Origin of the sequence: Croceicoccus sediminis (assembly GCF_007570835.1) — a bacterium.
Lineage (GTDB): Bacteria > Pseudomonadota > Alphaproteobacteria > Sphingomonadales > Sphingomonadaceae > Croceicoccus > Croceicoccus sediminis.
On record NZ_SUNC01000001.1, the window covers coordinates 347,073 to 368,309 of the forward strand.

The 21,237-nt window shown below is 62.3% G+C and carries 21 protein-coding genes and 1 tRNA gene; 10 read left to right on the forward strand and 12 right to left on the reverse strand.

Annotation, left to right across the window (positions count from 1 at the left end):
- Positions 1 to 14: 14 nt before the first annotated feature.
- Positions 15 to 524: a CinA family protein gene (locus FAX90_RS01455; RefSeq protein WP_144094870.1), complete on the reverse strand. Its 510-nt coding sequence runs from the start codon at positions 522 to 524 to the stop codon at positions 15 to 17.
- 45 nt (positions 525 to 569) lie between these two features.
- Complete coding sequence (locus FAX90_RS01460) at positions 570 to 1,739, reverse strand: bifunctional 2-C-methyl-D-erythritol 4-phosphate cytidylyltransferase/2-C-methyl-D-erythritol 2,4-cyclodiphosphate synthase (RefSeq protein WP_240704663.1); 1,170 nt, start codon at positions 1,737 to 1,739, stop codon at positions 570 to 572.
- A 109-nt stretch (positions 1,740 to 1,848) separates the two neighbouring features.
- On the opposite strand from FAX90_RS01460, the gene dusB reads away from it, so the two are divergent.
- The 7 genes from dusB (at position 1,849) to hflX (ending at position 11,211) form a co-directional block, all read left to right on the forward strand.
- Positions 1,849 to 2,874 carry a tRNA dihydrouridine synthase DusB gene (gene dusB, locus FAX90_RS01465; RefSeq protein ID WP_144094872.1) on the forward strand — a complete coding sequence of 342 codons (1,026 nt, stop codon included), beginning with the start codon at positions 1,849 to 1,851 and terminating at the stop codon, positions 2,872 to 2,874.
- Positions 2,871 to 3,992 (forward strand): two-component system sensor histidine kinase NtrB, encoded by a 1,122-nt coding sequence (locus FAX90_RS01470; protein ID WP_240704664.1) that lies wholly within the window; start codon positions 2,871 to 2,873, stop codon positions 3,990 to 3,992. The genes dusB and FAX90_RS01470 overlap by 4 nt, the downstream gene beginning before the upstream one ends.
- Entirely contained in the window at positions 3,989 to 5,437 is a 1,449-nt protein-coding gene (locus tag FAX90_RS01475; RefSeq protein WP_144094873.1) for a sigma 54-interacting transcriptional regulator, read from the forward strand. The genes FAX90_RS01470 and FAX90_RS01475 overlap by 4 nt, the downstream gene beginning before the upstream one ends.
- 72 nt (positions 5,438 to 5,509) lie before the next feature.
- Positions 5,510 to 7,780 carry a sensor histidine kinase gene (locus tag FAX90_RS01480; RefSeq protein ID WP_144094875.1) on the forward strand — a complete coding sequence of 757 codons (2,271 nt, stop codon included), beginning with the start codon at positions 5,510 to 5,512 and terminating at the stop codon, positions 7,778 to 7,780.
- Between the two features lie 22 nt (positions 7,781 to 7,802).
- Positions 7,803 to 9,182, forward strand: a complete 1,380-nt coding sequence (gene ntrX / locus FAX90_RS01485) for a nitrogen assimilation response regulator NtrX (protein ID WP_144094877.1) — start codon at positions 7,803 to 7,805, stop codon at positions 9,180 to 9,182.
- A 138-nt stretch (positions 9,183 to 9,320) separates the two neighbouring features.
- Positions 9,321 to 9,881 (forward strand): RNA chaperone Hfq, encoded by a 561-nt coding sequence (hfq, locus tag FAX90_RS01490; RefSeq protein WP_144094879.1) that lies wholly within the window; start codon positions 9,321 to 9,323, stop codon positions 9,879 to 9,881.
- Positions 9,882 to 9,894: 13 nt separating this feature from the next.
- Complete coding sequence (gene hflX, locus FAX90_RS01495; RefSeq protein WP_144094881.1) at positions 9,895 to 11,211, forward strand: GTPase HflX; 1,317 nt, start codon at positions 9,895 to 9,897, stop codon at positions 11,209 to 11,211.
- On the opposite strand, the gene mazG is transcribed toward hflX, so the two are convergent.
- The 9 genes from mazG to FAX90_RS01535 all read right to left on the reverse strand — a co-directional run bounded on the left by mazG (position 11,200) and on the right by FAX90_RS01535 (position 19,325).
- On the reverse strand, positions 11,200 to 11,997 hold the full coding sequence (gene mazG / locus FAX90_RS01500) for a nucleoside triphosphate pyrophosphohydrolase (protein WP_420810953.1): 798 nt from the start codon (positions 11,995 to 11,997) through the stop codon (positions 11,200 to 11,202). The two genes, hflX and mazG, sit on opposite strands and share 12 nt — an antisense overlap.
- A 122-nt stretch (positions 11,998 to 12,119) precedes the next feature.
- Positions 12,120 to 12,293: a hypothetical protein gene (locus tag FAX90_RS16480; protein ID WP_170234817.1), complete on the reverse strand. Its 174-nt coding sequence runs from the start codon at positions 12,291 to 12,293 to the stop codon at positions 12,120 to 12,122.
- Positions 12,290 to 13,057 carry an MBL fold metallo-hydrolase gene (locus FAX90_RS01505; protein WP_144094885.1) on the reverse strand — a complete coding sequence of 256 codons (768 nt, stop codon included), beginning with the start codon at positions 13,055 to 13,057 and terminating at the stop codon, positions 12,290 to 12,292. Before FAX90_RS01505 ends, FAX90_RS16480 begins: the two co-directional genes overlap by 4 nt.
- Positions 13,054 to 13,830, reverse strand: coding sequence for a TatD family hydrolase (locus tag FAX90_RS01510; protein WP_144094887.1), 777 nt, complete (start codon positions 13,828 to 13,830; stop codon positions 13,054 to 13,056). The genes FAX90_RS01505 and FAX90_RS01510 overlap by 4 nt, the downstream gene beginning before the upstream one ends.
- Entirely contained in the window at positions 13,830 to 15,392 is a 1,563-nt protein-coding gene (metG, locus tag FAX90_RS01515; RefSeq protein ID WP_144094888.1) for a methionine--tRNA ligase, read from the reverse strand. The genes FAX90_RS01510 and metG overlap by 1 nt, the downstream gene beginning before the upstream one ends.
- 55 nt (positions 15,393 to 15,447) lie before the next feature.
- A complete protein-coding gene (locus FAX90_RS01520; RefSeq protein ID WP_144094890.1) occupies positions 15,448 to 16,410 on the reverse strand; it encodes a DNA polymerase III subunit delta' in 963 nt (320 codons plus the stop codon).
- The gene (gene tmk / locus FAX90_RS01525; protein WP_144094892.1) at positions 16,407 to 17,039 is read right to left on the reverse strand and encodes a dTMP kinase; all 633 of its coding nucleotides are present in this window, start codon (positions 17,037 to 17,039) and stop codon (positions 16,407 to 16,409) included. The genes FAX90_RS01520 and tmk overlap by 4 nt, the downstream gene beginning before the upstream one ends.
- Before the next feature lies 1 nt (position 17,040).
- Positions 17,041 to 18,246 carry a D-alanyl-D-alanine carboxypeptidase family protein gene (locus FAX90_RS01530; protein WP_144094894.1) on the reverse strand — a complete coding sequence of 402 codons (1,206 nt, stop codon included), beginning with the start codon at positions 18,244 to 18,246 and terminating at the stop codon, positions 17,041 to 17,043.
- 38 nt (positions 18,247 to 18,284) lie between these two features.
- Positions 18,285 to 19,325, reverse strand: coding sequence for a lytic murein transglycosylase (locus FAX90_RS01535; RefSeq protein ID WP_144094896.1), 1,041 nt, complete (start codon positions 19,323 to 19,325; stop codon positions 18,285 to 18,287).
- A 106-nt stretch (positions 19,326 to 19,431) separates the two neighbouring features.
- Here FAX90_RS01535 and FAX90_RS01540 point away from each other — a divergent pair.
- Both FAX90_RS01540 and FAX90_RS01545 read left to right on the forward strand, forming a co-directional pair.
- Positions 19,432 to 19,521, forward strand: a tRNA-Ser gene (locus tag FAX90_RS01540).
- A 151-nt stretch (positions 19,522 to 19,672) separates the two neighbouring features.
- Positions 19,673 to 19,864, forward strand: coding sequence for a hypothetical protein (locus FAX90_RS01545; protein WP_205700605.1), 192 nt, complete (start codon positions 19,673 to 19,675; stop codon positions 19,862 to 19,864).
- A gap of 173 nt (positions 19,865 to 20,037) precedes the next feature.
- Here the strand turns inward: FAX90_RS01545 and FAX90_RS01550 are convergent, their stop codons facing one another.
- Positions 20,038 to 20,400 carry a PilZ domain-containing protein gene (locus tag FAX90_RS01550; RefSeq protein ID WP_170234818.1) on the reverse strand — a complete coding sequence of 121 codons (363 nt, stop codon included), beginning with the start codon at positions 20,398 to 20,400 and terminating at the stop codon, positions 20,038 to 20,040.
- Positions 20,401 to 20,589: 189 nt separating this feature from the next.
- Here FAX90_RS01550 and FAX90_RS01555 point away from each other — a divergent pair, with 189 nt between their 5' ends.
- Positions 20,590 to 21,225 carry a hypothetical protein gene (locus FAX90_RS01555; RefSeq protein ID WP_144094902.1) on the forward strand — a complete coding sequence of 212 codons (636 nt, stop codon included), beginning with the start codon at positions 20,590 to 20,592 and terminating at the stop codon, positions 21,223 to 21,225.
- Positions 21,226 to 21,237 lie beyond the last annotated feature (12 nt).

Consider the following 21,237-nt stretch of genomic DNA (forward strand, 5'->3'; position numbering starts at 1 on the left):
CGGCCCTTCCTCGCCTAGCGGCGGGGCAATAGCAGTTCGAGCGCGCAGATCGCGGCCCGGTGCCGCACTTCGGGCCGCGTCGTGCATTCGAACTTCTTCAACTCTGCATGAGGCTCAGTATCTTCCGCGTCTCTCTTTCGCGCGCGGGCGAAGACGACAGTGCCGACCGGCTTCTTGTCCGTACCGCCATCGGGGCCTGCAATGCCCGTGATTGCCACGGCAAGATCGGCGGACGAATTCGCGATTGCCCCCTGGGCCATCGACCAGGCGACGGCGACCGATACGGCGCCGAACGTTTCGATGAGGTCGGACGGAACGTCGAGCATCTCCATCTTCGCGTCGTTCGAATAGGAAATGAAAGCGCGGTCCAGCACCTGCGAAGAACCGGGAATCTCGGTCAGCGCGGCAGATACGAGCCCGCCGGTGCAGCTTTCCGCGACCACGATCTTCGTGCCCAATTCGCGATGGGCATCGACGACCTTTTGCGCCAGTTCAATGATATCGGTGGGAAGTAGTCCGTTCATGAAATCCGTCAATCTGCTGGTTGGCCGAACACGTGCGTCAAAGCGTCACGCCGATTGTAGCAGGACTTGCGCCTGGGCCGCGATGCCTTCGCCGCGGCCGGTAAAGCCAAGTCGTTCGGTGGTCGTGGCCTTCACGGATACAGAACCAATGTCAACGCCCATCAGTTCCGCAACCCGCGCCCGCATGGCATCGCGGTGAGGCCCGACCTTGGGTTTTTCGCAGATGATGGTGATATCCGCATTGGCGATCGCAAGGCCTGCTTCCCTCACCAGCTTCACCGCGTGCGACAGGAAAATGTGCGATTCGGCACCCTTCCACTGCGGGTCCGAGGGCGGGAAATGCTCGCCGATGTCGCCCATCGCCGCCGCGCCGAGGATCGCATCGGTCAGCGCGTGCAGCGCGACGTCGGCGTCGCTGTGTCCGGAAAGCGTCTGGTTATGCGGGATGTGCACGCCGCAAAGCCACAGGCCATCGCCGTCGACAAGCCGGTGGACGTCGTATCCGCTGCCGATGCGGAAAGCGGGGCGGGCGTGCCGCGCCTCGGCCAATGCGAAGTCGGCGGGGTGGGTCAGCTTTTCCAGCATCGTGTCTCCTTCGACCAATGCCACGTTGCCGCCGATCTGGCGCAGCATCTGGGCATCGTCGGTCGCCTCTTGCGCGGCGGGCCATGCATCGTGAGCCGCGACGATGTCGGCAAATCGAAAGGCCTGCGGCGTCTGCACGCGCCAAAGTCCGTCGCGCGGCACCGTATCGCCCAGCTTATCGCCGCCGCGCGCCAGCGTATCGACAACGGGCAGAACGGGGATCGCACCCGGATCCCTGTCCAGCGCAGCAATCAGGTCGTCGATGACCCGCGCGGGTAGGAAGGGACGGGCCGCGTCGTGGATCAGCACGCGACTGGCGCCGCCATCGCGCGCAATGGCGCAAAGCGCGTTCTGTACAGATTCCCTGCGGCTGGCTCCGCCGGTCACGTTTCGCGGTGCAGGGGCCGGAGCAACGGCCTGCGCCAGCAGTTCTTCCTGTCCTTCGCCGATGACGACAATCACCCGGTCGATCGCAGGGTGCGCCTCGAACGCGCGCACGGCGTGTGCGACGAGGCTTTGGCCCGCAACGTGCCGGAACTGCTTGGGCAAGCCGCCGCCTGCACGTTCCCCCCGTCCGGCAGCGACGATGATCGCGATTGTCTGGTTATCCGAATGCATCGGCGCGGCCATAGCGGCAGGCGCATCGCCAATCCAGTGGCCTCGCGCCCAAGCCTGGGAGGGGCTTGTCCTGCGCCGCGTATTTCTGTAATGGCTGCCCAAATTTTAGGCACATTCGCACATGCAACATCCAAAGCCCCCCAAGCTGGACCCGATCAGCGTCGGTCCGGTCAAAATCGATTCTCCCGTGATCCTTGCGCCCATGACAGGCGTGACAGATCGCCCGTTCCGCACGCTCGTTCGGCGTTTCGGCTCGGGTCTGAACGTGACCGAGATGATCGCAAGCCCGGCGATGATCCGCGAAACGCGCCAATCGATGCAGAAAGCCGACTGGGATCCGTGCGAGGAACCCGTTTCGCTTCAGCTGGCTGGCTGTAATCCGTCCGAGATGGGCGAAGCGGCCAAGCTGAACGAGGATCGCGGCGCGGCGATCATCGACATCAACATGGGCTGCCCGGTAAAAAAGGTCGTGAACGGCGATGCCGGCAGCGCGCTCATGCGCGACCTCCCGCTCGCCGCCAGCTTGATCGAGGCGACGGTCAAGGCCGTTTCGGTCCCCGTGACGGTGAAGATGCGCATGGGCTGGGACCATGCCAGCCTGAACGCACCGGAACTGGCCCATATCGCCGAAGATCTTGGCGCAAAGCTGATCACCGTCCACGGCCGCACCCGTAACCAGATGTACAAGGGCAGCGCCGACTGGGCGTTTGTCCGCAGCGTGAAGGACGCGGTCTCGCTGCCGGTCATCGTCAACGGCGACATCTGCGGTATCGACGACGCGGCCAATGCGCTGGAGCAAAGCGGCGCAGACGGCGTGATGATCGGGCGCGGCGCCTATGGCAAACCGTGGCTTCTGGGACAGGTCATGGACTGGCTGGACGGCAGCGAAGTCCGCCGCGATCCCACGCTTGCCCAACAGTACGACCTGATCGTCGAACACTACGGCATGATGCTGGATCACTATGGCGAGATGACGGGCGTTCGCATGGCCCGCAAGCACCTGGGCTGGTATACCAAGGGTCTGCCCGGATCGGCCGAATTCCGCAACAAGGTCAACTTCGTCGACGATGCGCGCGACGTCGTCGCGATGTTGCGCGATTTCTATGCGCCGTTGATCGAGGGTGAGCCGGAACGGAGGGCGGCTTGATCCTCGCAGGAGGAAACGACGCTCCCGAAGCCGCCCGCCTGATCGCCAGCATGTCACAAGCCGTGATCGTTTTGCGGCCCGGCCTGCGCATCTCTTCGGTGAACGCGGCCGCAGAACAGCTTCTGGGGCAGGGTGCCCGCCGTCTGTCTGGCAAGACGTTGTCCGCAGTTGTCGAGTTCGGCGAAAGCCGCCTGATGGACATGATGGCCGACAGCGACGTGCAGATCAGCGCGCGCGACATCGCTACCAGGATCGGCAAATCCGATGCCGCGCGGCTGAACCTGGCCATCGCGCCGGTGATCGGACATCCCGGCTGGCAGATCCTGACCCTGACCGCCCCGACCGAACTGGACGGTCTTGAAGGCACGGCGACCGAGCGGGAGGACAATACCCTGCGCGCGCCCGAAGTCCTCGCGCATGAGATCAAGAACCCGCTTGCCGGTATCCGCGGTGCCGCTCAGCTGCTCGCCCGCAAGCTGCGCGCCAAGGATCGCTCTTTGGCAGAGCTGATCGCCGATGAGGTGGACCGCATTGCGCAGTTGATCGACCAGATGCAGTCGCTGAGCCGCCGGACGCGCCAACCTGCGCGCCCGCTCAACCTTCACGTTGCGGTGCGCCGCGCGCTTGCCGTGGTGCAGGCCAGCGCGGCGGACCAAGTCCGCATTGTGGAGGAATTCGACCCCTCCTTGCCCGAAGTGATGGCCAACAACGATGCCTTGATGCAGGTCCTCATCAACCTGCTCACCAACGCGAGCGAGGCGTGCTCGGCCATGCCCCGGCCGCGCGTCACCGTTCGCACCCGCTTTGCCAGCGGCATTGCGCTTCATTCGCAAACCCGGCTTTCGCCGCTTCGCCTGCCGATAGAGATTACTGTCTCCGATAACGGCCCCGGCATCGATCCGGCCGTGCGAGAGCATATTTTCGAACCCTTCGTCACGTCGAAAAAGACCGGTCAGGGCCTTGGCCTCGCGCTTGTCCGCAAGCTGGTCCGCGACATGGACGGACGCATCAGCCACGACCGTGACGAAAACGCGGGCATCACCAGCTTCCGCATTCACTTGCCGGTTGCCGAAGTGTCCGCAGCCCCCACCGATACAATCAAAGAGATACAGTCATGAGCCAACCGGTTCTACTCGTCGAAGACGACATTTCCATCGCCATCGTGATCACCGCCGCCCTTGAGGACGAAGGGCTGGAAGTCGTACGCTGCGACACGATCAAGGACAGGGACCGGCTCCTGACGGAACAGGCTTATTCCGTCATGCTTACCGACGTCATCCTGAAGGACGGCGACGGGATTGAGACGATCGGCAGCGTTACCGAAAACTATCCTCAGATGCCGGTCATCATCCTCTCGGCACAGAACACCCTCGATACCGCCGTCCGCGCGACGGAAAGCGGGGCTTTCGAGTATTTCCCCAAACCCTTCGATCTCGATGAACTGGTGCGGGCGGTAAAGCAGGCCATCGGAAGCGGGGCCACGCCGCTGGTCTCTAACGTGAGCGAGGACACGATCGGCCTGCCGTTGGTCGGCCGTTCGCCCGCGATGCAGGCGGTCTATCGCATGATCACGCGGGTCATTCGCAACGATCTTACCGTCCTGATCCTTGGCGAATCCGGCACGGGCAAGGAACTGGTGGCAGAGGCGATCCATCAGCTTGGCGACCGCACGCGCGGGCCTTTCGTGGCGGTAAACACGGCCGCGATCCCGGCAGAGCTTATCGAATCCGAACTGTTCGGTCACGAAAAGGGCGCTTTCACCGGCGCGGTCAGCCGCCATGTCGGCAAGTTCGAACAGGCACAGGGCGGTACTCTTTTCCTCGACGAGATTGGCGACATGCCGATGCAGGCGCAGACCCGGTTGTTGCGCGCGCTTCAATCCGGGATGATCCTGCGCGTCGGCGGGCGCGAGGAAGTGCCGTTCGACGCGCGCATCATCGCCGCCACGAACAAGGACCTTGCCCCGATGATCGAGGAAGGTCGTTTCCGCGAGGACCTGTTCTATCGCCTCAACGTCGTGCCGATCCAGCTTCCGCCGCTGCGCGAACGCGGCGACGACATCAAGGCGCTGGCCCGCCACTTCCTGAATCAGGCAGCCAAGGACGGGCTTCCGTCCCACGCGCTCAGCGATGGCGCGGCTGACCTCCTTTGCAAGCAGCCCTGGCGCGGCAACGTGCGCGAATTGAAGAACTTCATCTTCCGCCTCGCTCTGCTGGCACGCGAAGAGGTGATCGACGAACAGGCGATCCACGCCGCGATGAATGAAACGACGCCGGTCGCCAGCGGTCAGGCCGCGCCCGATGTCGATGCAGGCCCGGCAGGAAAGGACGATCTGGCGACCGCGCTGGGCCGTTGGCTGACCGCAAATGCACCGGAGCAGGGCGAAATCTACGCCAAGGCCATCGCCGCGTTCGAGCGTCCGCTTTTCGAGCACATGCTGTTCGCTACCAACGGTAATCAGCTGCGCGCGGCCCAGATGCTGGGCATCAACCGAAACACACTGCGCAAGCGACTGGTGGAGCTGGAGATCGATCCGGAAGTCTACGCCAACAAGGTCTCGTAAAGCGGCAAGGCGAGGTACAAGTCCCAGAATGCCCTTGCGTTTGCGCAACAGGGGTGTTGTATCTGCGCAACGATGAGCGCGGAAGCATCCGGACAGACCTTCGATACGCCAGAGCGTAAGCCGAATAACGGCTCCGAAGGCGTGGACTGGTCCCGCGTCACCCGCAGGCTGAACCTTTTCTGGCACAAGGCAAACGGCTTCCTCATCCTGGAGGGGCTGCTCGTTATCGTCCTGCTGGTCGTCCTGTTCGGCGGCTGGCTGACGCTGGGCAAGGGGGACACGCGTGGGCAACTGCTCCCGCTGGCCACGACGACCACGCTGCTCGTCGGTACGCTGGTCCCGGCGATGGCCCTGCTCATGCTGGCGGGGCGGCGGCTTGCCCTGCGCCGGGCGCGCAAGCGGATCGGCAGCACCGGGCAGCTTCACGTGCGGCTCGTGTTCTTCTTCTCTCTGATCGCTGCCGTGCCGACCCTGCTGGTCGTGGCGTTCGCATCGTACCTGTTCCAGTCGGGCGTTGAATTCTGGTTTTCAGAACGGTCGCGCGGCCTGCTCGAAGATGCGAACCAGCTTGCCCGCGGCTATTATGAACAGAGCCAGCGCGACATCGGCGACGAAACGGTGGCAATGGCCGGGGACGTGCGCTTCTATCTGAGCCAGGTCTCGATAGCCTCACCCGAATTCGCAGAGGCGTTTACCCGGCAGGTCGTGATCCGCAAGCTCAACGAATCCGCGATCATCGAACGCGGCGAAGATGGTACCGTTCGCACCGCCGCTATCGTGGACCCGGACCAGGAAGCGGGTCCGCAGCGCATCGATGCCAAGACGTTCGACCGGCTGGCGCAGGGCGAATCCGTCGTCGTCACGGCAACCGCTCAGCGGATCGAGGCTGTGACCCCGCTCGACCGCGATCGCGACATCTACCTCTACACCGCGCGAAAGTCAGACCAGGAAGCGCAGGAACAGTGGCAACGCGCGCAAAGCGTGCTGGCCAACTACGACAGCCTGACGCGCAATGCGCGTTCGCTCCAGCTGCAGTTCAATATCGCGCTTATCGGTATTTCGCTGGCGCTTGTCGCGCTGGCGGTCTGGTTCGCCTTGCGCTTTGCCGACCGGCAAGTCGAACCGCTTGCCGCGCTGGTCACCGCGGCGCGCCATGTCGGGGCGGGCGATTTCAGCAAGCGCGTCGACGGGCGCACCGGCAATGACGAAATCGGCCTGCTGAACCGTGCCTTCAACCGGATGACGGAACAGATTTCCGGTCAGACCCGCGCCTTGGTTGAAGCGAACGAACTGCTGGTCGAACGACGCGCCTTTACCGAAGCGGTCCTCGATTCCGCGACTTCGGGCATCATATCGGTCGATGACGACGGTTCGATCCTGCTGATCAACGGCTCTGCCACCGCGATGCTGTTTGAAAACGGGGAAGGGGAGGCAATCGGACGCGGCCTTGGCGAACTGGCTCCTTCGCTCGCCGATCATCTCGAAAGCGGACGCAGCAGCGGCGTGGTTCAGCATACTCGTGGCGGTGATACTCGCACGCTCGCCGTAAAAGCCGCGCGGACACGGCACGGCACCGTCCTGACGTTCGAGGATATCACGCGCCAGCTGCTCGACCAGCGCCGCGCCGCATGGTCCGACGTCGCTCGCCGTATTGCGCACGAAATCAAGAACCCGTTGACGCCGATCCAGTTGGCGACCGAACGACTCGGCCGTCGCTATCGCCGGCAGATCGAAACCGATACCGAACTGTTCGACGAATTGACGCAAACCATTATTCGGCAGGTTGGCGACCTCAGGAAGATGGTCGACGAATTTTCCAGCTTTGCCCGGATGCCCAAGCCCAGCTTCCGCAGCGAGGACGTGTCCGACCTGGTTCGGCAGGCCATGTTCCTGCAGGAAGTCGGCAATCCGGAAATCGGCTATCGCTTCGAGGCCGAGGACGGCGACACGATGATCGCCTGCGATCGCCACCAGGTCGGCCAGGCGATGACCAACGTGCTCAAGAACGCGGCAGAGGCTATCGAAACGCGCAAGTCGCAGGACGGCACGAACTATCGCGGCACGATCAGGGTACGCCTCGCACCGGACCGTGATGGCGTCACGGTCACTGTGACAGACAACGGCATCGGACTGCCCAAGGAAGGCGACCGGATCGTCGAACCCTATATGACTACGCGCGAGAAAGGCACGGGCCTTGGCCTTGCCATCGTACAGAAGATCCTGGGCGAGCATGGCGGCAATATTTCGTTCGAGCCGGCGGAAGAGGGCGGCACGCTCGTCCGCCTGCGTTTCGCCCGCGATCCGCTGAGCGACCTCGCCTCTGAAACAGAGGCCCCACAATGATCACACCAACCGGAGGCGCCCTATGGCACTCGATATCCTGATCGTCGACGACGAACGCGACATTCGCGAACTGGTCGCTGGCGTCCTGTCGGACGAGGGCTACGATTGCCGAACAGCAGGCGATAGCGTGGCCGCCTTGAACGCGATCGACGAGACGCGGCCCAGCCTCGTCCTGCTCGACGTCTGGCTGCATGGCTCACCGATGGACGGGCTCGAAGTGCTCGATGCGATCAAGCAGCGCGAACCGGAACTGCCGGTCATCATCTTCTCGGGCCACGGCAACATCGACACCGCCGTCGCCGCGGTCAGTCGCGGCGCGGTGGATTTCATCGAGAAGCCCTTCGAATCCGAACGCCTGCTCCACATGGTAGAGCGCGCGACCGAGACCGAGCGTCTGCGCCGCGAGAATCAACAGCTGCGCCAAGGCGAAAGCACCTTCGACGAATTCAACGGTGCGTCGACCGCGATCAACCAGGTGCGCGCAACGCTGAAACGCGTGGCGGGCACCGGCAGCCGCGTGCTGATCACGGGCCCCGCCGGTGCTGGCAAGGAAGTCGCCGCCCGGCTCCTCCACCACTGGAGCCCGCGTGCTGACAAGCCCTTCGTCACCATCAATTCCGCGCGCATCACGCCCGAACGCTTCGAACAGGAGCTGTTCGGCGAGGAACAGGACGGAAAGCTGGTGAGGGCAGGGCTCCTCGAAATGGCGGACGGCGGCACGCTGTTCTTCGACGAAGTCGCCGACATGCCCGAATCGACGCAAGCGCGCATCCTGCGCGTCCTGACCGACCAGGCCTTCGTCCGCGTTGGCGGCAATCGCCAGATACGCGTCGACGTGCGCGTGGCGTCGGCCACTTCGCGCGATCTGGAGGAAGAAATCGCGGAACGCCGCTTTCGCGAGGATCTCTATTACCGGCTCAACGTCGTCCCGGTGACGATCCCGTCGCTTTCGGAACGGCGCGGCGACATCCCCGCACTGGTCGACCACTTCTTTGCACGGTTTGCCAGCGGGCAGGGTGTTCCCGCTCCCGAAATCAGCGACGATGCAATGGCCGTCCTGCAAAGCTACGACTGGCCCGGAAACGTCCGGCAATTGCGCAATGTCATCGAACGCACGATCATCTTGGCCCCGCGCGACAGGTTGAGCCGGATCGAGGCCGATATGCTGCCGGCAGAAATCACGCAGGAAGAAACCGGCGAAAGCAGCGGGATTACCGCGATGATGGGCATCCCACTTCGCGAAGCCCGTGAGCAGTTCGAGCGGGAGTACCTGCGTATCCAGATTCGCCGATTTTCGGGGAACATTTCGCGCACCGCCAGCTTTATCGGGATGGAACGGTCGGCGCTGCACCGCAAGCTGAAGTCGCTGGGAATTGCCGATCGTCGCGACGATAACGACTGAATTGCTGCATTTGCGAAATAAGACTTTGCAGACTGGTCCCAAATGATAAACTAGGGCCTGTTCTTCGGTCGATCCGCCCCCGCGGAAAGGCCTGATTGCGGACGGGGAACCCCGCCGCCAACAAAATGGAGGCCAAAATTGGCTGGCAAAACGTTATCTATCAAGACGCCCCCTCCCTCGGCGGCGCCTGAACCTGCACCGGCTCCTGCTCCCGCTCCCAAGGCGGCGCTCAAGGGCAAGAATTTGCAGGATCTTTTCCTGAACCATGTACGCCGCAACAAGACCCCGGTGACGATGTTCCTCGTCAAGGGCGTCAAATTGCAGGGCATCGTGACATGGTTCGACAATTTTTCGATCCTGCTGCGCCGTGACGGACAGTCGCAGCTGGTCTACAAGCACGCGATCAGCACGATCATGCCGACTGCGCCGGTCGATGCCGACCAGTTCGACATCATCGACGATGGCAAGGGCAAGCGTCAGTTGCAGGACGTGTTCCTGTCGTCGGTGCGCGATGCCGAAGTTCAGGTCACGATGTTCCTGATCAACGGCGTCATGCTTCAGGGCCGGATCGCGTCATACGACCTGTTCTGCATGTTGCTGGAACGCGAAGGCTATGTTCAGCTGGCCTACAAGCACGCGGTTTCGACCGTACAACCGGTAACCCACGTCGACCTTTCCGGCGACTGGGACGAGGATTAAGCGAGAAGTTATTCTGGGTGAGGAAATAACCGGGGAGGTCTCACGCGGCGCACGCGCCGTCGTGGTCCTTCCGGACATACGCTCCGCCAACATTGCGGACCCCGAGGCGCGGCTTGAAGAGGGCTGCGGCCTTGCGCTTGCCATCGGGATCGAGGTGGTCGAAAGCTTCATCGTGCCCGTCCGCGACGTGCGTCCGGGTACCCTGTTCGGGTCCGGGCAGATAGAGCGGATCAAGACGACCTGCGACATGGAAGAGGCCGAACTCGTCATCGTCGATGGCGCGCTTTCGGCTATTCAGCAGCGCAATCTTGAAGAAAAGATCGAGCGCAAGGTCATCGACCGGACCGGCTTGATCCTGGAGATCTTCGGCGAACGCGCCGCGACGGCGGAAGGCCGTTTGCAGGTCGAACTCGCGCATCTCGATTACCAGGCCGGGCGTCTCGTGCGCAGCTGGACCCACCTTGAACGTCAGCGCGGCGGTTTCGGCTTCCTGGGTGGTCCGGGTGAAACCCAGATCGAGGCTGACCGGCGCATGATCCGCGATCGCATGGCGCGCCTGCGCCGCGAACTGGAACAGGTGCGCCGCACGCGCGCGCTTCACAGGGCGCGTCGGGGAAGGGCGCCATGGCCGGTGATCGCCCTCGTCGGCTATACCAACGCCGGAAAATCCACCCTTTTCAACCGTGTAACGGGCGCCGACGTCATGGCCGAGGACCTGCTGTTCGCGACGCTCGACCCGACGATGCGGGGCATCACGATGCCGGGTGTCGAAAAGGCGATCCTGTCGGACACGGTGGGCTTCATCTCCGACCTTCCGACGCAGCTTGTCGCAGCCTTCCGCGCAACGCTGGAAGAAGTGACCGGCGCAGATGTCATCGTGCACGTGCGCGACATATCGAGCCCGATGACCGATCTTCAGAAATCGGAAGTCGAACAGGTTCTGGCAGACCTTGACGTCAATACCGAAGAGGAGGGCGCCTTGCGCATTCCCGTGGTCGAGGCGTGGAACAAGTGGGACGTCGTGGACGAGGACCGCAAGGAAGAGCTGCTGGCGATTGCCGAGCATTCGGACATCCCGGTCGTGCCGATTTCTGCCCTGACGGGTTTCGGGGTCGATGATCTGCTCCGCCGCGTGGCCGACATCCTGACCGCATCGGCACGCGTGCATACGTTCAACGTGCCGCTCGGTGACGGCCAGCGGATTGCCTGGCTCCACGCGCATGGCGAAGTCTTGAGCGAACACACGGTAGAGAGTGACAGCGGCGAGCCCGAATTGTCGATCGAGGTCAAACTGGACCCGCGAGAATATGGAAAATTCCTAAGTTTGTGAGGACTTTGCAGATCTTTCTTCAGACTTGACTGCATTCCAAAGGGTGTCTTGTGCCGTCAGGTCGAGCGCCGCGAAATCATCTCCCGATTGAGCCGCCAGCTGCTCCATCCCGGCAAACCGGCGTTCGAACTTGGCATTGGCGGCCCGTAGTGCATCTTCCGCCGCGATGCCGTTCTTGCGAAGCCAGTTCACCATTGCGAACAACATGTCGCCCGCTTCTTCAAGGCGTTCCTCGTCGTTCGTTGCGCATTCAAACTCGGCAATTTCCTCGCGCAATTTGTCGGCAGCGCCGTTCTGATCGGGCCAGTCGAAACCGACGCGCGCGGCGCGCTTTTGCAATTTCTCGGCGCGGAGGAGACCCGGCAGGCCAAGCGCCACGCCGTCCAGGGCACCGTTCTGTGCCTTGTCCTTGCGCTCCGCAGCCTTGATGGCTTCCCATTTTTGACGAACGGCCGCTGTCGATCCATCCTCGGAGCTGCCGAAGATATGCGGGTGGCGGCGCTCCATCTTGTCCGAAATCGCGTTGGCCACGTCGGCAAAATCGAATTGACCCAGTTCCTCGGCCATGCGCGCATGGAACACGACCTGGAGCAATAGGTCGCCTAGCTCGTCCTTCAGGTCCGCCATGTCTTCGCGCGCTATCGCGTCGGCAACCTCGTAGGCTTCCTCGAGTGTGTACGGCGCGATCGTCGCAAATGTCTGGGCCAAGTCCCATTCACAGCCGCCATCGGGATTGCGAAGCTGGGCCATGATGGCGACGAGACGGTCAATTGCGCGGTCCTTCATGGTCATCGCGCTAAGTCATCGAGGCCTCTGATGCAATTGCAGAGACGGGGGAGCGCGGAACCTGAACCGCGCGCCATTGAGCTAATTCGGATAATATATATTATGTTAAGTATGGTGTCGGATCAGGAGAAGCCCAACGCCTTGAAGACCATCGCGATGATCGCAAACAGCGCGACCCACATCGCGATCTGTCGCAGCATCTTCGCGCGAGGAAGATTGTAGGACCGATAGTTCGCCACGACGAGGATCAACCAACCCAGCATGCTGACCAGAGAGACCATCGCCAACGTCGTCATAGCGTCACCATCATCCCATCGTACGCAGGTTCGACATGATCGGGCGTCTCGTCCGCCAAGGTCGCGTAATCCATGCTCTTGTCCAGATGCGTAAGGATCACGCGGCGCGCGCCACACCTCTCTGCAAGCTCTAGTGCCATGCCCAGGTGCGCGTGGGTTGGGTGCGGCTCGCGGCGCAAGCAATCGACGACGAGTATGTCGACATCTTCCATGATGTCCACGAGACCGTCCGTGATCTCGCTGAAATCGGTGGCATAGCCGATGGAATGATCGCCGCTGGAAAAACGGAATGCCGTGCTCTGTGCCGGACCATGCGGGCATTGCGTCCATTCGATGGACATTCCAGCGACAAGCCGCAACCTGTCCAGCGTGTCGACCGTGACGATCGTCGGATAGCCATGCTGACCCGCGAAGACATAGCCGAAACGTTGACGCAGGCGCCTGACCGTCTCGGATGCGGCATAGCCCGGTATCGGTCCGCCGCGTCCGTAACGAAGGACGCGCAGATCATCTATTCCGTGGCAATGATCCGCGTGGTCGTGCGTCCAGAAGACAGCGTCGATTGCCTCGATATCGTTATCCAGCAACTGCTGACGAAGGTCCGTCGACGTATCGACCAGAACCCGTTGGCCATCGTCCGCCTCGACGATGATCGATACGCGGCTGCGCCGGTTCTTCGGATTGTCGGGATCGCAGGCACCCCAGTCGTTTCCGACACGCGGCACACCGGTCGACGTGCCCGAACCAAGAACGAGAAGCCTCACACCTGCGCCTTGCTGAACAGAGCCGCAAAATTCCGGCCGGTTGTCTCGGCCAGTTCGTCCGGCGTTACACCGCGCAAATCCGCGACGAAATTCAGCGTATCGGCCACGAATGCCGGCTCACACGTCTTTCCCCGGTGTGGCACAGGAGCCAGGAACGGAGAGTCGGTTTCCACGAGGATGCGGTCTTCAGGAACGATCTTCGCAGTTTCCTGCAAGTCCTTGGCATTCTTGAATGTTACTATGCCGGAAAGAGAAATACTGAGGCCGAGCGCAAGTACTGCTTCACCGAACGCCTGTGACGCGGTGAAGCAATGGATAAGTGCGGGAAATGCCCCCTTCTCCATCTCCTCGGACAGGATCGCGAGAGTGTCCTCTTCGGCATCACGGGTATGAATGATCAGCGGCAGGCCAGTTTTGCGTGCGACGCCGATGTGCACCCGGAACAGGCTCTTCTGAACCTCGCGATCCGAATGATCGTAGTAGTAATCAAGGCCAGTTTCGCCGATGGCAACGACCTTCGGATGCTCGGTCGCGGCCAGCAGGGCCTCCTCGCCAAGATCCGCGTGATGGTCGGCCTCGTGTGGATGGATGCCGACGCTGGCCCAGACGTCGTCCTCACGCTCGGCCGTGGCGATGATGTCGTCCCACTCGCTCCGCCGTGTGGAGATGTTGAGAAACCCCCTCACCCCGCGTGCCCGCGCAGCGGCCAGCACTTCGCCCTGGCGCTCGACGATGCCCTTGTAATTCAGGTGGCAGTGGGAATCGATCAACATCAGGCGGCGGCTTCTTCGGGCATTTCCAACCTTGGGAACACACCCACCGGCTTTTCGATCCGGAAACTGCTATCGCAAAGCGCGGCAAACCAGTCCGCATCATCGATGGCGGAATAGTCACGCGCGTCAGCTGCGACGCCCATCTGGTCAAGCAGCCGATCGATAGAACCCGGTACGACCGGCCTGACGGCGATGGCAAGATCGTGAACGACCTTGAACAGCGTCATCAACACGCCCTGCATCCGTTCCGGATCGGTCTTGCGCAGGGCCCAGGGCGCCATCTCGTCGACGTATTGGTTGCAGGCGAATACAGCCTTCATCCACGCGTCGAGACCTTCGCTGAAAGCAAGGTCCGCGAAAGACGATTTGAGGCCAGCAATACCCTCGGCCACGTCAGAGAACAGCGCCTCGTCCGCTTCCTCTATCTTCGATGGCATCGAAAGTTCACCGTCCAGATTCTTGAAAATCATGGATAAAGTGCGTTGCGCAAGATTGCCGAAGCTATTGGCCAGTTCCGCATTGGCGCGGGTTACGATCGCTTCGGGCGAATAGGACCCGTCCTGACCGAAAGCGATTTCGCGCATCAGGAAATAGCGGAGCGGATCAACGCCGAACTTGTCGGCCAGATCTACCGGATCGGTGACGTTGCCGAGCGACTTGGATTCCTTTTGCCCACGGTTGAGCAGGAATCCGTGCCCGAATACCTGTTTGGGGAGCGGCACCTTGGCGCTCATCAGGAAGGCTGGCCAGTAGACGGTATGGAACCGCACGATGTCCTTGCCGATCAGGTGCAGGTCCGCCGGCCAGAACTTCGCCATGTCATCGGTTTCGTCCGGATAGCCCAAACCGGTCAGATAGTTCGTGAGCGCATCGACCCACACGTACATGACGTGGTTCTCGGCCCCCGGCACCTTCACGCCCCAATCAAAACTGGTGCGCGAAACCGATAGATCGCGCAGACCGCCCTCGACGAAGCGCATGACTTCGTTCCGGCGGCTTGCCGGGCGAATGAAGTCCGGATTGTCGCGATAGAGCGCGAGAAGCGGTTCCTGATACTTCGAAAGCCTGAAGAACCAGCTTTCCTCCACCGTCCAGTCGACCGGCGTCCCCTGCGGAGAGAGCTTTTCGCCCCCTTCCCCTTCAGTCAGCTCGCTCTCGTCGTAATAGGCTTCGTCACGGATCGAGTACCAACCTTCATACCGGTCAAGGTAAAGATCGCCCGATGACTCCATCGCTTTCCAGATTGCCTCGCTCGCCGAATGGTGACGATCTTCGGTGGTGCGAATGAAGCTATCGTAACTGATGTCAAGAAGGTCGAACAAGTCACGGAAATACTGTGACATTTCATTACAGAGGTCGCGCACGTCGATTCCGAGGTCGCGGGCCTTCTGAGCCATTTTAAGGCCGTGTTCGTCCGTCCCTGTCTGGAAGCGCACTTCGCGGCCCATCGCGCGTTGAAAACGGGCGATCACGTCGGCGGCGATGGTTTCGTAGGCATGGCCGATATGCGGCTTGCCATTGGGATAGTGGATCGCGGTGGTGATGTAATAGGGTTCGGCCATCAGGCCCTGCTTTCGTCAGGCGTTGCGGGAAATTTGCGGCGCTGCAACACGCCGGTCAGCGGCCATCCTTAGGGGCCGCTGCCGCCGCCAGCAAGCCGCCAATTTCGACCACCGCCAACCCGGCATCGAAGTTGGCATAGGGAATCTCCTTGCCAAAGCGGGTCAGGCGCGTGTGCGCTTCGATCAGCCGGGCCTGAAACGGGCGCGAGGCAAGCGCCGCGCTTTCGGCGCAGATCGTGCGCGCCAGTTCGACACTGGCGAGAAGCCTTTCACGATCGGGCCGGGCACCGATCGCCGCCGCCAGGGCGCCGCGGCGGGAAAAGTCGCTGTCGCCTTCCTCTACGATGCGGACAAGTTCGCGCCGGATGGCGGCAAGGTCGTTCTCGATAAACTTGAGCGCCGCACCGGGCGAACCATGGGCCGCGCTGACGGCGGCGGTGCGAGCATCGGCGCTGGCCTGCGGCTCACGCTCGGCGACGATCCGCTCAACCTCGGCATCGGGAAGCGGCTGAAAGCGCAGCGTGCGGCACCGTGATCTGACCGTGGGAAGAAGTCCGCCCGGACGGTGCGAGACCAGCAGGAAAAAGCTTCCCACCGGCGGTTCTTCCAGGCTTTTCAGCAAGGCATTCACGGCAGACTTCTCAAGGTCGTCGGCGGAATCGAAGATGATGGCCCGCTTTGGGCCAAGCGTTGGTCGCGTCGTCAGCCGCCTTTGCATCGCGCGGACCTGATCGACGCTGATACTGCGTTTGGTCGCGTAAGGCTTACCGTCTTCGCGCTTCTTCTCGTCATCCGTGCTGGCGGGAAGACGGCTCAGTACGATGATGTCGGGGTGATGATCGGCCGGCGGTTGTGGCACGCCCGGCTCCGCGACCAGCTCGGCCGCGGCATCCTTCGCGAACCCTGCCTTGCCAAGGCCCGACGGCCCGGTCAGCAGCCACGCGTGGTGCATGCGTCCGCCGTCGATAGCGGCCCGCCATTCCTGCCACTGTACATCGTGCCCGACCAGTCCGCTCATGACTGCGCCGCCATGGCATCCACTGCGGCCAGCACGCGGGCGTGGACGTCCTGTGCCGATCCGTCGGCACCTACGATGGCGAACCGATCCGGGTCGGCGTCGGCAAGCGCCCGGAAACAGGCGCGCACGTCGGCATGATAATCGGTTGTCTTGGCCCCGATGCGGTCCGCCGCGCCCGCATCGCGCGCATCGGCACGGCTTGCCGCCTCTTTCGGATCAAGCTCCAGCAGGATCGTCAGATCGGGAAGCATCCCCTCGCTCCCGATCCGGTGGAGTTCGAGAATGTCGGCATCGCCCAGACCGCCCGCCCCGCCCTGATACGCGCGGCTGGAATCGAGGAACCTGTCGCACAGGACCCAGGTCCCCGCCCCGATCGCGGGACGGATCAGCTTTTCGACATGGTCCGAACGTGCTGCCGCGAACAGGAGTGCTTCGGCACGGTCGCCCCAGTCATGCTCCGGCGAAAGCAGAAGTGCGCGCAGGGCTTCGGCGCCTTTCGTCCCGCCCGGTTCACGCGTGACGACGTGTTCGATCCCGCGTGCTTCGAGAGCCTTTGCAAGCAAGGCGATCTGGGTCGACTTCCCGACCCCTTCCCCGCCTTCGAAAGTGATGAACCGCCCCCGTGCCATGTCAGGTCACCAGAGAGAACAGGCCGTTGCGCAGCCTTTGCCACCAGTTCGCCTCACCCACGGTTTCGGAGGCGACGAGCGGCACCGAGCTCTTGCGGCCATCGGCGGTTTCGATGACGAGGTTGGCGACACGATCGCCCTCTGCGATCGGGGCGAGAGCGGGGCCCTGATAGCGCACGCTGACATGCGCTTTGGGATCGCTGCCTTCGGGTACGGTCACGAAAACGGGACGTTCCGCCTTCAATTCGATCTGCCGCTCCGCTCCGCCCTGCACAGCGACTTTCGCGACAGGCTGGTTCATTCCGTAAAGTTGATGCGCGCGCCAGCCGTCGAAGCCCCATGCAATGAAGTCGCGCGCGATTGCCTTGCGCTCACGCCCGCTTTGCGTTCCGCCGATCACCATGACCAGCCTGCGGCCATCCCGCTCGGCCGATCCGACGAAACCGTATCCTGCCTCGTTCGTGAATCCGGTCTTGAGGCCGTCCGCACCCTCGACAACGCCAAGGATCGGATTGCGGTTCTTCTGCGTGATATCGTTCCAGGTGAACTGCGGGAGGCCGAAATATTGCCGATACTTCTGCGGGTGCTTCGTGATCAGCGCCTTCGCCAGGGTCGCGAGATCGCGGGCACTGGTATAAGTGCGGCCTTCGTCTGGCCAGCCGTTCGGGGTGTTGAAGTGGCTATCGTTCATGCCAAGCTCTTTCGCCTTGGCATTCATGATGTCGGTGAATTTCGCGACGCTGCCTGCTGCACCTTCCGCCAGAACGACGCAACCGTCATTCGCCGAAACGGTGGGTATGGCCCGCAGCAGATCGTCGACCCCGACGCTGGTTCCACGCGCGACGAACATCGACGAACCCTTGCCGCTCCATTCCCGGAACGTTTCGTCCCGAACGGGCATCCGCTGTTCGGGCTGCAATGTGCCATCGTCCAGCATCTCGAACGCGGTGTAGATCGTCATCAGCTTGGTTAGCGAGGCTGGCATGAAGCGCCGATCCGCCTCGCGGCTGAAAAGCACGCGCCCTGATCCCAGGTCGATCATCAGGGCGATGGGCGCGCCATCCATCGACGGTGGAAGCGTTGGGGTGGCACTTTCGGCCGCCGAAACGGCAGAGACTTCGGCCACGGTCCGGACCGGGCTGGCCAGGACAAGGCCCGCCAAGAGCGCGCTGGCTATACGGACGCTGGCCCCGTGGGCGAAGTTCATTGTCAATTCCCGCTAACGGCGCGCACCCGCGTGGGTGTTCAGCGCCGGATTTCGTCTGCCAGAAGGCCTACCGAAAGCGCGTAATAGTTGGAACAGTTGTAGTCGAGTATCACCCGGTAATTGCCGGTGAGAAGATAGGCGGTGCGCCCTTCCCCGTCGGGCTCGAACAGGATGGCCATCGTATCGTCCGCAATCGGCTTCTGAGGCCGGATGCCCATGGCCTTCCATTCCGCCACCGAACGCCACTGGCTATGCCGGGCAAAGACCCGCGGGCAGCGCGGCGAGGTCAGCTGTGTCTTGACGCTGTCGCGGTTGAAACCGGACGGAACATATGCTGGGACGCCCCAGGGTTCTCCCGATCGCCAGCCGGCTGCACGGAAATAGGCGGCGATGGAGGCGAGCGTGTCGGCCCGGCTGTTCCAGATATCGCGTGTTCCGTTGCCATCCCCGTCCTGCGCCACGCGCAGCCAGACGGACGGCAGGAATTGCGGATTGCCGATCGCCCCGGCCCAGCTTCCGACAAGCTGTGAGCGCGCCACGCCGCGGTCGATCATCTTCAACGAGGCGATCAGTTCGTCTTCGAACAGCTCGCGCCTGCGGCCTTCGTAGGCCAGCGTTGCAAGAGAACGGATGGTGTCGAACCCACCCATGAAAGAACCGTAGTTCGTTTCGTGCCCCCAGATCGCGACGAGGATTTCACCCGGCACGCCGTATTCGCGTTCGACCGCCGGAATGATCGACCTGTTCGCCGCATAAGTCCGCTTTCCACCCGCGATGCGGGCCGCATCGACGTGCCTGAGCCGGTAGGGTTCGAACGGCGGCGGCACCGAATTGGGATCGTAAGCCTGAGGCCGGTCGAGTTCGATCACCCGCTGGTTGAGTGTCAGCCCCGAAAGCCCTGAGGCGATGGCACGTTCGGAAACGCCCTCCGCCCTGGCCCTGGACCGCACCTGTTCGAGGTAATTTTCGAAGCCGGACTGTGTGAATACTTGCGCCGATGCCGGGGCGGCGATGCCGACACCCCCTGTAAGCAGTGCAAGCGATTGAAGGATCGGAATGAATCGTCTTGGAAATTTCATGGATGAAGAGTGACACAGTCACGCGCGATTATAAATCCCGAGATGCGATGCATGCATACATAGACGTGACAAAACGAATCTTTGTCGCTAGCGGGCTGTGCGTCGCGGACAGGTGGCCGAGTGGTTTAAGGCAGCGGTCTTGAAAACCGCCGTGCGGGCAACCGTACCGTGGGTTCGAATCCCACCCTGTCCGCCAATTTCCGCGAAATCCGCTAATTCCTGCAGAGGATCACTCGGACCTCATGTTGGGGGAATGCGGAAGGCCGTGGTAATCTGCACCCTGAAAGCAGGTTTGAACGGGGGCGCGTGCTATGGCCAAGGGGAATCTTAAAGGACCGCTCGGTCCCATGATGCTGGCCATGTTGATCGGGCTGGCCGTGTTCATGCTCTTTGCCGTCAATTCACCCGCGATGTCTGCGAAATTCGTACGGCCCGAAGGGTTTTACGACGACATCTTCGGCAAGGTCGGAATGGCCTTGCTTTTCGCAGGCGCGGTGGCGTTCGTGGTTGAAGTCGTTCGCCGTTTTCTAAAGCGGTGATGCCGGCGATGATCGGCTAGAATGGCGACAACCGGCTTCGGCGGAACCGGATATGTGCTGCGACCCAACGAGAAAGGGCGCCAACACCGATGTGTCGACGCCCTTTGAAGCCTTTCGGCCTTTAGAAAAGCAACGGGCGGCAATCCCCACGATGCCGCCCTGCTACCACCCGCTCAGCAGACCGGGCGCAGTTCCGGGCTTTCCAGCCGGATCGGCTCGCGCTTGGCCATGCCCAGAATTGCAGCGTTACGGGCCTTGCGGGTGAGGTCGTCCAGCACATGAGGCTGGAGCGCACGGAGAAAGCGGAGACCAATCCCTTCTCCTGAGCGCATCCAGCGTACCTCTGCCTCGATCGGCCTGGCTTCGCCGATATTCAAAGTGACGATATCGGCGCGGCGAAGCGGAATACGCGTAGCTTCAAGCGAGCATCCGTCCGAGGACAGATCCCTGATCGTGGCACTACGAGCAAGGCCCGGGCCGGTACGGATCCGGCACGGTGCGTTGAGGTTTCGGCGCGTTTCCTGGCGACACTGCATGATATTCCCCCCGGAATTGCATGATTGCTGAATTACGCAGCCCTGATGCCTCGCCACGAACATGGTTTCAATTTCGGTAACCATAAACGCCGCTCGCCTGTCCCGGCACAGCACAGTTTCGGAACGAGTTGATCGACCAGCCGTTCAATCTCGCAACAGGCGGTGGGGGCTCTGCTGAGGAGAATTGCCGTGGAATCCATTAATCCGATAGTCTGGGTCCTGCTGGCGGTCTTTGTGATCGCGGGCCTGATCGTGTGGTACCTCGCCGCGCGCAAGCGTACCGCCCACCTTCGCGACAAGTTCGGCGACGAATACGACCGCACGCTCGACGATGTCGGCCATACCGGCAAGGCCGAAGCGGCGTTGGAAGAACGCGAAAAACGCGTCGCGGCGCTCGATATCCGCCCACTGACCGTTGAAGAACGCGACAAGTTCGCCGCCGAATGGCACGATGTGAAGGCCGTATTCGTGGAAAGCCCGCCCGAAGCGGTGCTTCACGCCGACCGCCTTCTGGCGCGTACGATGAAGACCAAGGGCTTCCCGATGGCCGATTTCGACCGCCGCCACGAAGACCTGACCGTCAATCATGCCGATGAGGCGCGCCACTACCTTGCTGGCCACGAAATCGCCGAGCGTCAGTCGCGCGGCGAGGCTTCGACCGAGGACTTGCGCCAGGCGATGATCCATTACGAGGCGCTGTTCGACAAGCTGGTAGCCGACGTTGGCGAGGGCAGTGTCAGTCGCGCCGATGACATCCACGACACGCGCGGTCCCGTCCGCACCGAAGACGGGGCAGTCACGACGCGGGTCGATCCCGTCCGCTGATCATACTTGATG